The organism is Streptomyces mobaraensis NBRC 13819 = DSM 40847 (assembly GCF_017916255.1).
Classification (GTDB): domain Bacteria; phylum Actinomycetota; class Actinomycetes; order Streptomycetales; family Streptomycetaceae; genus Streptomyces; species Streptomyces mobaraensis.
Window position 1 is genome coordinate 5,094,312 of the sequence record NZ_CP072827.1, and the last position, 11,957, is coordinate 5,106,268.

General features: G+C 75.4%; 12 protein-coding genes. 6 read left to right on the top strand and 6 right to left on the bottom strand.

Translation table 11 applies throughout. The annotated features are described in order from the left end of the window. Positions 1-143: 143 nt before the first annotated feature. Complete coding sequence (locus tag J7W19_RS22060) at positions 144-1,025, bottom strand: lysozyme (protein ID WP_004937787.1); 882 nt, start codon at positions 1,023-1,025, stop codon at positions 144-146. A gap of 224 nt (positions 1,026-1,249) precedes the next feature. On the opposite strand from J7W19_RS22060, the gene J7W19_RS22065 reads away from it, so the two are divergent. Further along, complete coding sequence (locus tag J7W19_RS22065) at positions 1,250-1,744, top strand: MarR family winged helix-turn-helix transcriptional regulator (protein WP_004937790.1); 495 nt, start codon at positions 1,250-1,252, stop codon at positions 1,742-1,744. 480 nt (positions 1,745-2,224) lie between these two features. Here the strand turns inward: J7W19_RS22065 and J7W19_RS22070 are convergent, their stop codons facing one another. After that, positions 2,225-2,998 carry a protein phosphatase 2C domain-containing protein gene (locus J7W19_RS22070; protein WP_004937791.1) on the bottom strand — a complete coding sequence of 258 codons (774 nt, stop codon included), beginning with the start codon at positions 2,996-2,998 and terminating at the stop codon, positions 2,225-2,227. A 353-nt stretch (positions 2,999-3,351) separates the two neighbouring features. Between J7W19_RS22070 and J7W19_RS22075 the strand changes: the two genes are divergently transcribed. The 5 genes from J7W19_RS22075 to J7W19_RS22095 are packed head-to-tail and all read left to right on the top strand — an operon-like array spanning position 3,352 to position 8,736. Continuing rightward, a complete protein-coding gene (locus tag J7W19_RS22075; RefSeq protein WP_004937794.1) occupies positions 3,352-5,901 on the top strand; it encodes a sensor histidine kinase in 2,550 nt (849 codons plus the stop codon). Between the two features lie 50 nt (positions 5,902-5,951). After that, positions 5,952-6,449 (top strand): roadblock/LC7 domain-containing protein, encoded by a 498-nt coding sequence (locus J7W19_RS22080; protein ID WP_040887421.1) that lies wholly within the window; start codon positions 5,952-5,954, stop codon positions 6,447-6,449. Further along, on the top strand, positions 6,446-6,847 hold the full coding sequence (locus J7W19_RS22085) for a DUF742 domain-containing protein (protein WP_004937803.1): 402 nt from the start codon (positions 6,446-6,448) through the stop codon (positions 6,845-6,847). The genes J7W19_RS22080 and J7W19_RS22085 overlap by 4 nt, the downstream gene beginning before the upstream one ends. Before the next feature lie 16 nt (positions 6,848-6,863). Beyond that, on the top strand, positions 6,864-7,469 hold the full coding sequence (locus tag J7W19_RS22090) for a GTP-binding protein (protein ID WP_051072441.1): 606 nt from the start codon (positions 6,864-6,866) through the stop codon (positions 7,467-7,469). Positions 7,470-7,476: 7 nt separating this feature from the next. Beyond that, entirely contained in the window at positions 7,477-8,736 is a 1,260-nt protein-coding gene (locus tag J7W19_RS22095; RefSeq protein ID WP_004937811.1) for a styrene monooxygenase/indole monooxygenase family protein, read from the top strand. A gap of 237 nt (positions 8,737-8,973) precedes the next feature. Here J7W19_RS22095 and J7W19_RS22100 read toward each other — a convergent pair whose 3' ends face one another. From J7W19_RS22100 to J7W19_RS22115, 4 genes are all read right to left on the bottom strand, one after another. Continuing rightward, positions 8,974-9,600: a coiled-coil domain-containing protein gene (locus tag J7W19_RS22100; protein WP_040892816.1), complete on the bottom strand. Its 627-nt coding sequence runs from the start codon at positions 9,598-9,600 to the stop codon at positions 8,974-8,976. 100 nt (positions 9,601-9,700) lie between these two features. Further along, entirely contained in the window at positions 9,701-10,000 is a 300-nt protein-coding gene (locus tag J7W19_RS22105; RefSeq protein ID WP_040892812.1) for a hypothetical protein, read from the bottom strand. 45 nt (positions 10,001-10,045) lie between these two features. Continuing rightward, positions 10,046-10,768 carry a TetR/AcrR family transcriptional regulator gene (locus J7W19_RS22110; RefSeq protein WP_004955925.1) on the bottom strand — a complete coding sequence of 241 codons (723 nt, stop codon included), beginning with the start codon at positions 10,766-10,768 and terminating at the stop codon, positions 10,046-10,048. A 53-nt stretch (positions 10,769-10,821) separates the two neighbouring features. Beyond that, complete coding sequence (locus J7W19_RS22115; RefSeq protein ID WP_233478153.1) at positions 10,822-11,769, bottom strand: AurF N-oxygenase family protein; 948 nt, start codon at positions 11,767-11,769, stop codon at positions 10,822-10,824. Positions 11,770-11,957 lie beyond the last annotated feature (188 nt).

Sequence of the window (11,957 nt, forward strand, 5' to 3'; positions counted from 1 at the left end):
GTGCCGGGGGCACGGCCCGCCGTCAGGCCGCTTCTCAGCCGACCGCCGACCGCCGGCCGCCGACCGCAGACCGCAGACCGCAGACCGCAGACCGCAGACCGCAGACCGCAGACCGCAGACCTCCGGCCGTCAGCCGCCGGCCGTCAGCCGTCGGCCAGTGCCTGGAGGCGGGATTGCGAGCCGTTGAAGCGGTTGTGGTCGCCGACCGTCGGCCCGGTGTCGGTGTACTGCCAGAACGTGTGGAAGCTCCAGCCGGCCGGGAGCGTCCCCGGCGACCCGGAATAGCGTGGGATCCAGAGCGGGTTGACGGCGCCGAAGCCGGCGTAGTCACCGGTGCACCGCTGCCACCAGGCGGTGGAGGTGTAGAGGACGGCGTCGCGGCCGGTGCGCTGCCGGTAGGTGCCGAAGAAGTCGGTCATCCAGTCGACCAGGGCGGTGGCGCTCATCCCGTAGCAGATGTCGCCGTAGGGGTTGTACTCCATGTCGAGCACGCCCGGCAGCGTCCGCCCGTCGGCGGACCAGCCGCCGCCGTGGTCGGCGAAGTAGTTCGCCTGGGCGGCGCCGCCGGAGTGGTCGGGCAGCGCGAAGTGGTAGGAGCCGCGCAGCATGCCGACGTTGTACGAGCCGTTGTACTGCTGGGCGAAGTACGGGTTGGTGTAGCCGGTGCCCTCGGTGGCCTTGACGTAGGCGAAGCGGGCGCCGGAGTTCCAGAGGGTGCTCCACGCCACGTTGCCGTTGTGGCTGCTGACGTCCACGCCTTCGACGGAGGCGGTCAGCCGCGCCGGTTCGTTGACGGACCGGCCGCCCTCGTGGAGGCGGACCGTGGAGCCCATCCAGTCGCGGTCCGGGTGGCCCGGGCGGGGCGCCGCGAAGCCGCCGGCGGCGTGCGCGGTGCCGGGGAGGGCGACGAGCAGGGCGAACACGGCGAGCAGGAGGGTCAGGAGGGTCGGGAAGGAGGGGACGGCCGCCCGCGTAGCGGGTCTGCGGCGGGCGTGGGGACTGGTGGGGCGGGGGAGTGCGGACATGCTGCCTCCGGGACCTCGGTGGGGGAGGATCCGATCGGTGGGCGCCGATTGGCGCGGCCATGACATAGATATGCCCACTCGACAAACTACGCGGGGAGCGGTATCGGGGATAGGCCCCCGGGGTGCCGTCGTTGGTCTAATCCTGCGAAATACTGACGGAGCTGCGGCGACCTGCCGCGACCCGGGCAAAGTTTCACGTACTGGAAAGCCGGAGAGGGCCCCACGTGCACCAGACCACCACGCCGCCTCCCGAGGAGGGCGGCACGGACCAGCGGACCGCCAGTGGTGAGGACCACCCGTTCCTCGCCCTGGAACGCGAGCTCTCCGTGTTCCTGCGCCGCGCCCGCGCCTCCTCGGGGGAGATGGCACGCGAGGTCCACCCCGAGCTCGAAGCCGCCGCCTACGGCCTGCTGGTCCGGCTGGCCGACGCCGGCCGCCAGCGCGCCACCGACCTCGCCGCCTACTTCGGCGTCGGCAAGGCCACCATGAGCCGCCAGCTCCGCGCCCTGAGCGACCTCGGCCTGGTCACCCGCACCCCCGACCCGGCGGACGGCCGCGCCTCGCTGGTCGCCCTCACCGAGGAGGGGCACGCCCGCTTCAGCCGCGTCCGCGACGCCCGCCGGGGCCAGTACATGCGCAAGCTCGCCGACTGGGACCGCGCCGAGATCGGCGAACTGGCCCGGCTGCTGCACCGGCTGAACACGACCCTGGGCGGCTGACGGGCCGGGGACGGGCGAGGGGCCGCGGGTGGCGGACGGGCCCGGGGCGGGCCGTTTCGTCGATGTGAGCGGATCGTTCATCGGACTCCCCGAGTGGCTGACGGTCACGCGACGGCGGACGGCCGCCGCAGGCCGTTCCGGACGGATACCCGGCATGGACCGCTCCAGGCGGGAGGTTCACCCGGACGCCGCGCCCGAAGGGGGATCCGGCCGTGGGCGGGGCCCCGGCCCGCTTGCCCCGCGGACCCGCGCGGGGCCTTCGGCCGCGGGGCCTTCGGCCGCAGGGCCGGTCCGCAGACGTCTCCGGCCGCAGGGGCTGCCCGGACGCGTGGGGTCGCGGGGCTTGTCCGGAGCGCCTTCGGTCGCGGACTGGCCGGGAGGCGCCTCCGTCCACGGCGGGGCCCGCTCGCCGGTGGAGCCACCCGTCCGCCGGCAGGCCCGCCCGCCGGCGGACCCGCTCGCCCGCCGGCCCCCGGCCGGCTAGAGCTCCGCGTACACCGCCGCCGCGTCGTCGTGCACCTTCCCCCGCCGGAACAGGCGCCGGTCCGGGTCGGCCAGTTCCGCCGCCCGGACCCGGTCGACGAGGGCGCGCGGGCCGCTCTTGGCCAGCAGGGCGGCGCAGGCGGTCCAGTCGCCCTCGGCGAAGACCTCCACCCAGCGGGCCGCGCCGTCGCTGAGCGCGGCCAGGGCGCGGACCCCGGCGCGCGGCAGCGCGCCGGTGACGGCCAGGCCGGCCACGGCCGGGTCGGCGGCGGCCGTGTGGAAGCCGCCCTCGGCGTTGCGGTGGGCGTCCGTCACCGGGCCGAGCGCGGCGAGCCGGGCGATCCGGTCGTCGAGCACGGGCGTCACCGCGCCGTCCGCGCCCTCCACCAGGAGGACGGAGTCCGACAGCACCAGGTACTCCACCCGCTCCTCGTCCCAGCGGGCGGCCACCACGGTGGCCTGCGGGGTGCGGCGGTGACCGAGATCACAGTGGGCCCGGTGGGCGTCCGCGGCGCGGGTGATCGCGTCGGACAGGCAGTGGCGGAGCGTCAGTTCGCGCCGGGTGGCGCACAGTTCCAGCAGTGCGCCGCCCAGACGCGCCGTGAACCAGGGAACGCCGTGCTCACAGCCGTCGTCCCCGTCCGGCGGCGGCGTCACGCCGTCCAGCAGCACCAGCGCGCCGCCCTGTCCGGAAGCGGGCAGGACCGCCGAGACGAAGTCCTCGTTGGGCCGGGCCGGGTCGCCCGGCCGGGTGGCCAGCTCGATGCGCATGGGGCCAGTGTGCACGAGCCGTGATTTCCGCGGCGGTTGACGCGCATCCTTCCGGCGGGCCGGGCGGTTTACCGGGTGGCGGTTGCCGGGGGCGGCGGACGCGGCGGACACGACACTCCACCTACGCGACGGAGGCGGCGTGCGGCCGGTGGACGATCACGGCAACTTCCGGGACGGAACCCCACACCTTCGGGTGTGGCGGACGGATGACCGGCGCCCGCCCCGCCCCCGTGCTGACAAGGTCCAGTCAGCGCCAGGGGTGGGCGGGACCCAGACCGGACGAGAGCGGATTGTGAGCACCGGTGCGGAAGAAGCGGCTTCGGGGCGGGCGACGGGAGCGACAGACCACGGGGGTGCCGGAGGGCACCGCCCGCGCCCGCAACCGGCTCGTCCTCTCCGTCGCGACCGCCTCCCTGGCGGTCCTCGGCGCGGGCGCGCTGGGCGTCGCGGACGCCTACCGCGACGCGGCGGACACCGCGCGGCTGGTCCCCACGGCCGAGGCCGCGAGCGACGCGGTGCGCCTCGCCCACGAACTGGCGGACGAGCGCGACGCGGTCACCGAGTACGTGGCGGCCGGCCGGGGTCCCGTACCGGCCACCCTCGCGGCCCGGCGCGCCCGGACGGACCGGCGGCTCGGCGCCTTCCTGACCTCGGCGACGACGCGCGCCGGGCTCCCCGAGGCGGTCCGCACCCGGCTCGACGGCCTGGCCGGGGAACGGCGTACGGTCCTCACCGGCTCCGCCGACCCGCTGACCGTCTTCCGCACGTACACCTCCACCGTGCAGGCCCTGCACGGCGTCGCCGGCACCCTCGCGGCCCGGCTGCCCGAGCGGGCCGGGACGGGCGACGGCGAGGCCGTGGCGCTGCTCGGCCGCGCGGTCGAGGAGGCGTCCGCCACCCGCGGGCTGCTCCTCGCCTCGTACGCCGCCTCCGCCGCCCACGGCGAACGGCCCGAACTGGCCGCCGCCGCCCAGCAGACCGACACCCGCGAGCGCGCCGCCCGCGCCGACTTCGCCCAGCTCGCCCCGGCCAAGGCCCGCGACGCCTACGCCCGGGAGGTGAGCGGCCCGGACGTGTCCGCCGCCGAGTCCCGGCTCCCCGCCCTGGTCGCCGGGGAGCGGGTGCAGGACCCCGGGCCGGTGCGCGCCCTGCTCACCACCCGCCTCGACCGGATGCGCGGCGTCGAGACCGACCTGGCCGCCGCCGAGGCCGACCACCTGGCGCGGGTCCACGAGCGCGACGTGACGGCCTTCCAGGTGCGCGCCGGGCTGGTCGCCCTGTGCTTCGCCGCCGCCCTGTTCGGCGGCGTCCGGGCCACCCGCTCGCTGACCCGCCCGCTGGCCGCCCTCCGGCAGGGTGCCCGCCGGGTCTGCGCCGACCCCGGCGCCACCGAACCGGTCGCCTTCAAGGGCCGGGACGACGAGTTCGCGGAGATCGCCCGCTCGGTCAACGTCCTGCACGGCACCGTCGTCCGGCAGCGGGAGCGCATCACCCTGCTGGAGGGCGAGCGGGCCCGGCTGGACGCCGCCCGCCAGGACCTCGCCGAGGAGCGCGACGCGCTGCGCGCCCGCGACCGGGACCGCGAGGAGAAGCTCGCCGGCCTCGCCGGACGCGCCCACACCACCTGTGCCAGCCTGTCGCTGCGCACCCTCGGCCTGGTCGAGCGGCAACTGACGGTCATCGAGGGGCTGGAGGCGCACGAGGCCGACCCCGACCGCCTCGACGTCCTCTTCAAACTCGACCACCTCGCCACCCGGATGCGCAGGCACAGCGAGAACCTGCTGGTCCTGGCCGGCTCCGAGCACGCCGGCGGGCACGCCGGGGCGGTCCCGCTGCTGGACGTGCTGCGGGCCGCCGTCAGCGAGATCGAACGGTACGAGCGGGTCCGCATCCACTCCCTTCCGGCCCGCTCCCAGCTGGCCGGCTTCGCCTCGGACGACATCAGCCACCTGGTCGCCGAACTCCTGGAGAACGCCACGGCGTTCTCGCCGCCGGACGTGCCCGTGCAGGTCTCCGGCTGGCTGCTGGAGAACGGCGACGTGATGCTGTCCGTCCAGGACGAGGGCATCGGCATGGCCCCGGACCGTCTGGAGCAGATCAACTCCCTGCTGGCGCAGGCCGATCCGGAGCCGCCGGGCGCGGGCCCGGCGGGCGTTCCGGACGACGCCGTGATGGGCCTCGGCCTCTACGTCGTCGCGCGGCTCGCGGCCCGGCACGGCGTCCGCGTCCAGCTGCGCGAGCAGCGGCCCGGCGGCATCACGGCCGTCGTGGTGCTGCCCGCCCGGCTGCTGCCCGCGGGCCCGCCGGCCGCGGCCGAGCCGCAGACCGCGCCCCCGGTGCCGGGCGCCTCCACCGCCCCGCCCGTCCAGCTCCCGGGCGTCGCCGCCGAGGCCAACTCGCACGTGATGTCCGGGCGTTCGCGACGGATGGCCGGGTTCGCGCCCCAGCCGGCGGCCTCCGGACCGCCGGACGACGCGACGATCCAGCTCATCGTCCCGGAGCGGGGCGCCGCGCCCGTCGTCCCGCCCGAGGTGCGTCCGCTCAGCCCGGAGGGCCGCCCCACCGTCCCCGCCCAGCCCGGCGGGAGCGGACGGCACGCCCGGCCCCCGGCCCCGGACCCGTACCCGACCGGTACGGCGGAAGGTGCCCTCACCGACAGCGGTCTGCCCAAGCGCACCCCGCGCTCGGTGCCGCAGGCGGTGACGGTGTCACCGCCCCGGCAGGTGCGCAAGGGCGTGGACGCGGAGGCGCTGCGGGCCAAGCTCGCCGGGTTCCAGCAGGGGGCGCGGGAAGGGCGGCGCGACGTCGAGCAGGAGCTCGCGGGGCGCGAGGGCGGCCGGCGCCGGGCGGCGGCGCCGCCCGCAGGTGGTGACGTCGGCGATGTCGAGGAGGCACGCGGTTGACTGCATTTTCCCGGGGGGCGACCCCCGTCACCCCCGTCGGCACCCCAGGAATCCCCGGCGGCGCCGGACTTCCCTCCGGCGGCACCGGCTACGGGCTGAGCCATGAGGCCCGCAACCTCCAATGGCTGCTGACCGACGTGGTCGAGGAGGTGCCCGGCGTCCGGTCCGTGGCGGTCGTCTCCTCCGACGGCCTGCTGCTGCTCTCCTCCGACCCGCGGCAGCGGCCGGACGGCGGCGGCCCGGTGGACGGTCCCCGGCACTCCAGCGCCGACCTGGCGACCATCGTCGCCGGCCTGGGCAGCCTCACCACCGGGGCCGCGTCCCTGATGGACGGGGGCACCGTCAAACAGACCATGGTGGCCATGGAGGAGGGCAGCCTGTTCGTCATGACCATCAGCGACGGCTCACTGCTGGGCGTCCACACCGCCCCGGACTGCGACATGAGCGTCGTCGCCTACCACATGGCGCTGTTCGTCGGCCGCGCCGGACACGTCCTGACCCCCGAACTCCGCCGCGAGCTGCGGCAGTCGGTGGAGGCGGTCAGGTGACCGGCGGCTGCGCCGTGCCCGCCCCGCGCCCGGCCCCCGCGCCCGCGCGCCGGGGCCGGACGGCCCGGGTCCGCCCGTACTCCGCCGCGGGCGGCCGCGCCCCCTGCGGGCACGTCCTCCAGGTGGAGACGTTCGTGCAGACCCACGAGCGGCGGCCCGGCGAGGCGGGGGCCGCCCGGCTGGTCCCCGAGGCGGGCGCCATCGTCGGGCTCTGCCGCGGGCTCCGGGCCGTCGCCGAGGTCTCCGCGCTGCTCAGGATGCCGCTCGGCGTGGTCCGCGTCCTCCTCGGCGACCTGGCGGACCAGGGAAGAATCCGCGTCTACGGGCCCGGCCACGGCACCGGCCGGCCCGACCGCGCGCTGCTCGAAAGGGTCCAGTGTGGACTTCGCAGGATCTGACACCGAGACGGAGACGATAGCGGGCTCCGAACCCGTACGGGAGCGCCCGCAGCACGCCCCGGACGGCCGCACCCGGGCCCCCGCCGCGACGAAGATCGTCATCGCGGGCGGCTTCGGCGTGGGCAAGACGACGTTCGTGGGCTCGGTCTCCGAGATCACCCCGCTGCGCACCGAGGCCGTGATGACGGTCGCCGGCGAGGAGGTGGACGACGCCGTCGCGGTCCCCGAGAAGGCCACGACCACCGTCGCCATGGACTTCGGCCGGATCACCCTCGAACCCGACCTCGTCCTCTACCTGTTCGGCACCCCCGGCCAGCAGCGGTTCTGGTTCATGTGGGACGACCTGGTACGCGGCGCCATCGGGGCCGTCGTCATGTGCGACACCCGCCGGCTGGCGGACTGCTTCCCCGCCCTCGACTACTTCGAGAGCAGCGGACTGCCGTACATCGTCGCCGTCAACCACTTCGAGGGGACGCCCCGGCACGAGACGGAGGAGGTCCGCGAGGCGCTGTCGCTGACCGCTCAGGTGCCGATCGTGATCATGGACGCGCGGAAGCGGAACACGGTCGTCGACTCGCTGCTGATCCTGGTCGGCCGCGCCCTCGACGTCACCCCCGGATGAACGGACCATGCGACGCATCCTCATAGTCGGCGCCGGCCAGTCCGGACTCCAGCTCGCCCTCGGCCTCCAGGCCCGGGACTACGACGTGACGCTGCTCTCCAACCGCACCCCGGACGAGATGCGCTCCGGCCGGGTCACCTCCACCCAGGTCATGTTCGGCACCGCCCTGCGCCACGAACGCGAACTCGGCCTCGCCTTCTGGGAGGACCGGGCCCCCGGCATCCAGGGCTTCGGCTACTCCGTGGCCGGTCCGCCGCTCCCGGCCGCGGCCGGACGGGTGCGGCGCATCGTCGACTGGGTCGGCCGGCTCGACGAGCCCGCCCGCTCCGTGGACCAGCGGCTCAAGATGGCCGGCTGGCTGGAGACCTTCGCGGCCCGCGGCGGCACCCTGGTCCTCCACGGCGCCACCGTCTGCGACCTGGACTTCTTCGCCGGCCGCTACGACCTGGTGCTGGTCGCCGCCGGCAAGGGCGAGCTGGTCTCCCTCTTCGACCGCGACCCCGCCCGCTCCCCGTACGCCGCGCCGCAGCGCTGCCTGGCCCTCGCCTACGTGCACGGCCTGGGGCCGCGCCCCGAACACCCCGAGTACGACGCGGTCCGCTGCACCCTCGTACCCGGCGTCGGCGAACTGCTCGTCATCCCCGCCCTCACCCTCTCCGGCCGCGCCGACATCCTCTTCTGGGAGGGCCTGCCCGGCGGCCCCCTCGACGTCTTCGGCGCCGGCGAGAGCCCGGCGGAGCACCTGGCCCGCATGCTCGAACTGATCGAACGCTACGCGCCCTGGGAGTACGGCCGCGCCACCCAGGTCGAACTCACCGACGCCGGAGCCACGCTGGCCGGCCGCTACACCCCCGTCGTCCGCGATCCCGTCGGCCGGCTCCCCTCCGGGGGCCTCGTCCTCGGCATCGGCGACGCGGTCGTCGTCGACGACCCGGTCACCGGGCAGGGCGCCAACTCGGCGGCGAAGTCCGCGGCGGCGTGCCTCGCCGCGATCGTCGAGCGGGGGGACGAGCCGTTCGACGAGGCGTGGATGCGGTCGGTCTCCGACCGCCACTGGACGACGTCCGCGCGCCACGCCACGCGCTGGACGAACACGATGCTCGCGCCGCTGCCGCTGCACGTCCAGCGGCTCATCGGGGCGGCTTCCGACTGCCGGCCGGTCGCGGACCGCTTCGCGAACGGGTACGACGATCCGGCGGATTTCGAGGGGTGGTTCTATGAGGAGGAGAGGGCGGAGGCGTATCTGCGGGAGGTGGGTGGGGGGTGAGGGTGCCCCGGTCCCGCCCTTTCGCCGTTTCCTGGGGCTGCGCCCCAGACCCCGCTTGTCGCGGCTTCGCCGCTCGTCCTCAAACTCCCCCAGAGGGGGCACCCCCAACGGGCTGGATATCGCGCCCGGGCGCGATATCCAGCCCGTCCGGCGTTTGAGGACAACCGCGCGGAGCGCGGTTTCGGGGGTGCGGGGGCGCAGCCCCTGCAAGAAACGGTGAAAGGGCGGGACCGGGGCTCACCCCCTACCCGACGCCCGCAGCGCCGCCAATTCCCTCTCCGAAAGCCCGGCCAGCAGCCGCTCCACCTCGTCCAACCCCCGCCGCGCCGCCTCCCGCCGCCGATCCCGCCGATCCGCCAACGTCAACTGAGCGTCCAGAGCGACCCGAGCCCCCCGCGCGACGACCTCCGCCCGCGCCGCGGAAGAGGCGAGCCGCGACAGCGCACCGACGCGCCGCGCCGCCTCCCGTTCCAGCTCGTGCTGCCGGCGAAGAGCCCCCTCCGGATCCGCGGCGAGCAGCAGGGTGACGGCGGGGGAGAGACCACCCACGCCACCGCGGTACTGCTCCCGCGCGAGCGCACCCGCCTCGTCGCGGCTCCGCGCCAGCGCCGTCCGCGCCACGGCCAGTTCCTCGGCCGTCCGATCGGCCGCCGCCCGCTGCCGCCGCAGCACGGGCCCCGCCGCCTCGTACTCCCTCGTGGCCGCGTCGGCCTGCCGGTAGAGCGTGCGCAGCCGGGTGAGCAGGGCACCGACCGACCGGTCACCGGACGGCGGCGGCGTCGGCCCCCCGGGCGGCGGGGCCGCCGAGACCGCGGCGGCGACCAGCGCCAGGGCGCAGAAGCAGCGCACCAGCCGTCCTGACACGGGGGTTCACCTCCGGGGCGATCGTGTCACGGACCGGTCGTACTTTTAGGGCGTCAGGGGCGGAACCGCCCGAGCCGCACACCGTCCGGGCGACGCCCCGTCACCCGGACGGCGGCCGCTCACCCCCGGCGTCAGGCCGGGGCCGCGACCACGGCCACCGGATCCGTTCGCTCCGCCGCCCCTCCGGGTCGTACACGAACTTCCACCCCCGCGGCAGCCCCAGCCGCCGCGTCACCCCGGCCTGCGCCCGCCGGTAGACCAGGACGGTGGGCGGCCCGCCGGCCGCGTCCGGCACCGGGACCTCGTAGACCTTCGGGGGGTGCCCGGTCGGCCCCAGCAGCACCGGCAGTACCCGCCCGTCGAGGGGCCCGCCCTCGAAGGGCACTTCTTCGCTTCGCACCGTACGAGCCTACGTTCGCTCCGCCCGAGCCGCCCGTCCGCGCCGTCAGAGCAGATGCCCCGCCTCCGCCAGCACCGGCCCCAACCGCCGCACCAGCCGCGTCACCACCCCGTCCGCCGGTTCCAGCGCGAGGGCCGCCCGCGTCACCCGAGCCGTCTGCTCGTCGCTCGCCGCCGTGGTGATCAGCAGGGCGACGAAGTGGTCGACGAGCCAGTCCCGCAGCTCCTCCACGGGCGGCCGCTTCCCCTCGTCCAGCCAGGTCAGCGACGCGCCCTCGACGGCCGCTATCCACGTCCTGACCGTCATCCGCAGCCGCACCCCGGGCTCGGGCACCTGGAGGTGGGCGAGGATGTGGCCGGCGGCGGTGCGGCGCACCTCGTCCACGATCGCGCCGGTCCGCGACGTCTCGACGACGCTGCCGCCCTGGAGCAGCGCGCCGAACCCCGCCGCGTGCCCGTCGACGAAGGCGAGGTAGCGGTCGAGGGCGGCGGCCAGCCGGACGGTCAGCGGGCCGGTCTGCGGTTCGGCGAAGCACAGTTCCAGCTCGTCGGCCGCGCTGCGCAGCGCGGCTTCGTACAACTGGGTCTTGCCGCCCGGGAAGTAGCGGTAGACCAGCGGCCGGGACACCTGGGCGGCCGCCGCCACGTCGTCGAGGGAGACGTCCTCGGGCGGACGCTGGGCGAACAGGCCGAGCGCGGCGGTGATCAGCTGGGCGCGGCGCTGGGCGACGCCCAGCCGGCGGTAGGAGGTGGTTCCGCTGCCGGTCATGCAGGGCAGGGTACGGCAGCCGGCGCGGCGCCCGGCCGGTGCCCGCGGCCCGCTCAGGCCAGCAGGCCGGAACTGCGCCACAGCCGGCGCCCGGCCCCCCGCAGCACCCCGATCTCCCCGAGGAAGTCGGTCAGCCGCTTGGCGCCCGCCTGCATCACCTCGCGCCGGTGCCCGCTCGCCCGCACCTGGGCGACCGCCTCGCGCCGGTCGAGCCCGACGTTGGTGTAGACGGCCGGGTTGACGAAGGCGACGGAGAAGACGCGGGCCGCCTCCCCGCAGCTCAGCCGGGTGAGTTCCGCCTCCCAGCGCGGGCAGGTCTTCATCTGGCGGCGCAGTTCCTCCCGGGCGTAGCGGACGTGCCGCGCCTCCTCGACGACATGGATCCGCGTCACGCCGCGCACCAGCGGCTGGACGCGCTCGTCGGGGAAGGTCAGCCGCTGCATGTAGTCGAGGATCTCCTCGCCGAGCAGGGTGCAGGCGAACGAGCCGGGGGTGGTGGAGATGGTCTTCAGGATCCGGGCGAGGTTGTGGTGCAGCCGGGCGACGGGGTACGCGGGGGCGCCGCCGCGCTGGATCATGCGGGCGAACATCATGGAGTGCCGGCACTCGTCGGCTATCTCGGTGAGCGCGTAGCGGACGTGGGCGCTGGTCACCGGCTTGTCGTAGATGTGCCGGACGAGCAGCTGCATCAGGATGACCTCGAACCAGATGCCCAGCGAGGCGAGTGAGGCGGCCTCGTGCCGGGCGAGGTCCATGCGCTGTTCCTCGGGCATCCGCCGCCACAGCGGCGTCCCGTAGAGCGAGACGAGCTCCGGGGGCCAGTACCACTTGCCGTCCTCGGGCGGGCTGTCCCAGTCGAGTTCGGTGTCCGGGTCGAAGGAGTGTCTGGCCGAGGACTCCAGCAACCGCTGGGCGATCTGTTCGCGGTCCTTGAGCGGCCCGAGCGCGTCGCGGAGCGCGGGTCCGGCCGTACCGGCCGGGGTCATCGGGTCTGCTGCCATGCCTGATCCCACCTCAATTGCGGGTTACCCGAGGTTACCTGCTTATAAGACTGCGTGTCAGCAAGCCCGTCAAGACCCCCGAGAGCCCCTGCCGTCCCTCGCGGCCCGAACCGCTCCGGACGATTGACCGCCGGTCAAAAACCGTGTGAGCCTGCCCACAGTGGCGAGCCGCGAGGGACAGCGAGCGA

Excerpts from the sequence above, each read along its gene's own strand:
- J7W19_RS22060 (WP_004937787.1), bottom strand. The coding sequence starts at position 1,025 with ATGTCCGCACTCCCCCGCCCCACCAGTCCCCACGCCCGCCGCAGACCC.
- J7W19_RS22070 (WP_004937791.1), bottom strand. The coding sequence starts at position 2,998 with ATGCGCATCGAGCTGGCCACCCGGCCGGGCGACCCGGCCCGGCCCAAC.
- J7W19_RS22095 (WP_004937811.1), top strand. The coding sequence starts at position 7,477 with ATGCGACGCATCCTCATAGTCGGCGCCGGCCAGTCCGGACTCCAGCTC.
- J7W19_RS22110 (WP_004955925.1), bottom strand. The coding sequence starts at position 10,768 with ATGACCGGCAGCGGAACCACCTCCTACCGCCGGCTGGGCGTCGCCCAG.
- J7W19_RS22115 (WP_233478153.1), bottom strand. The coding sequence starts at position 11,769 with ATGGCAGCAGACCCGATGACCCCGGCCGGTACGGCCGGACCCGCGCTC.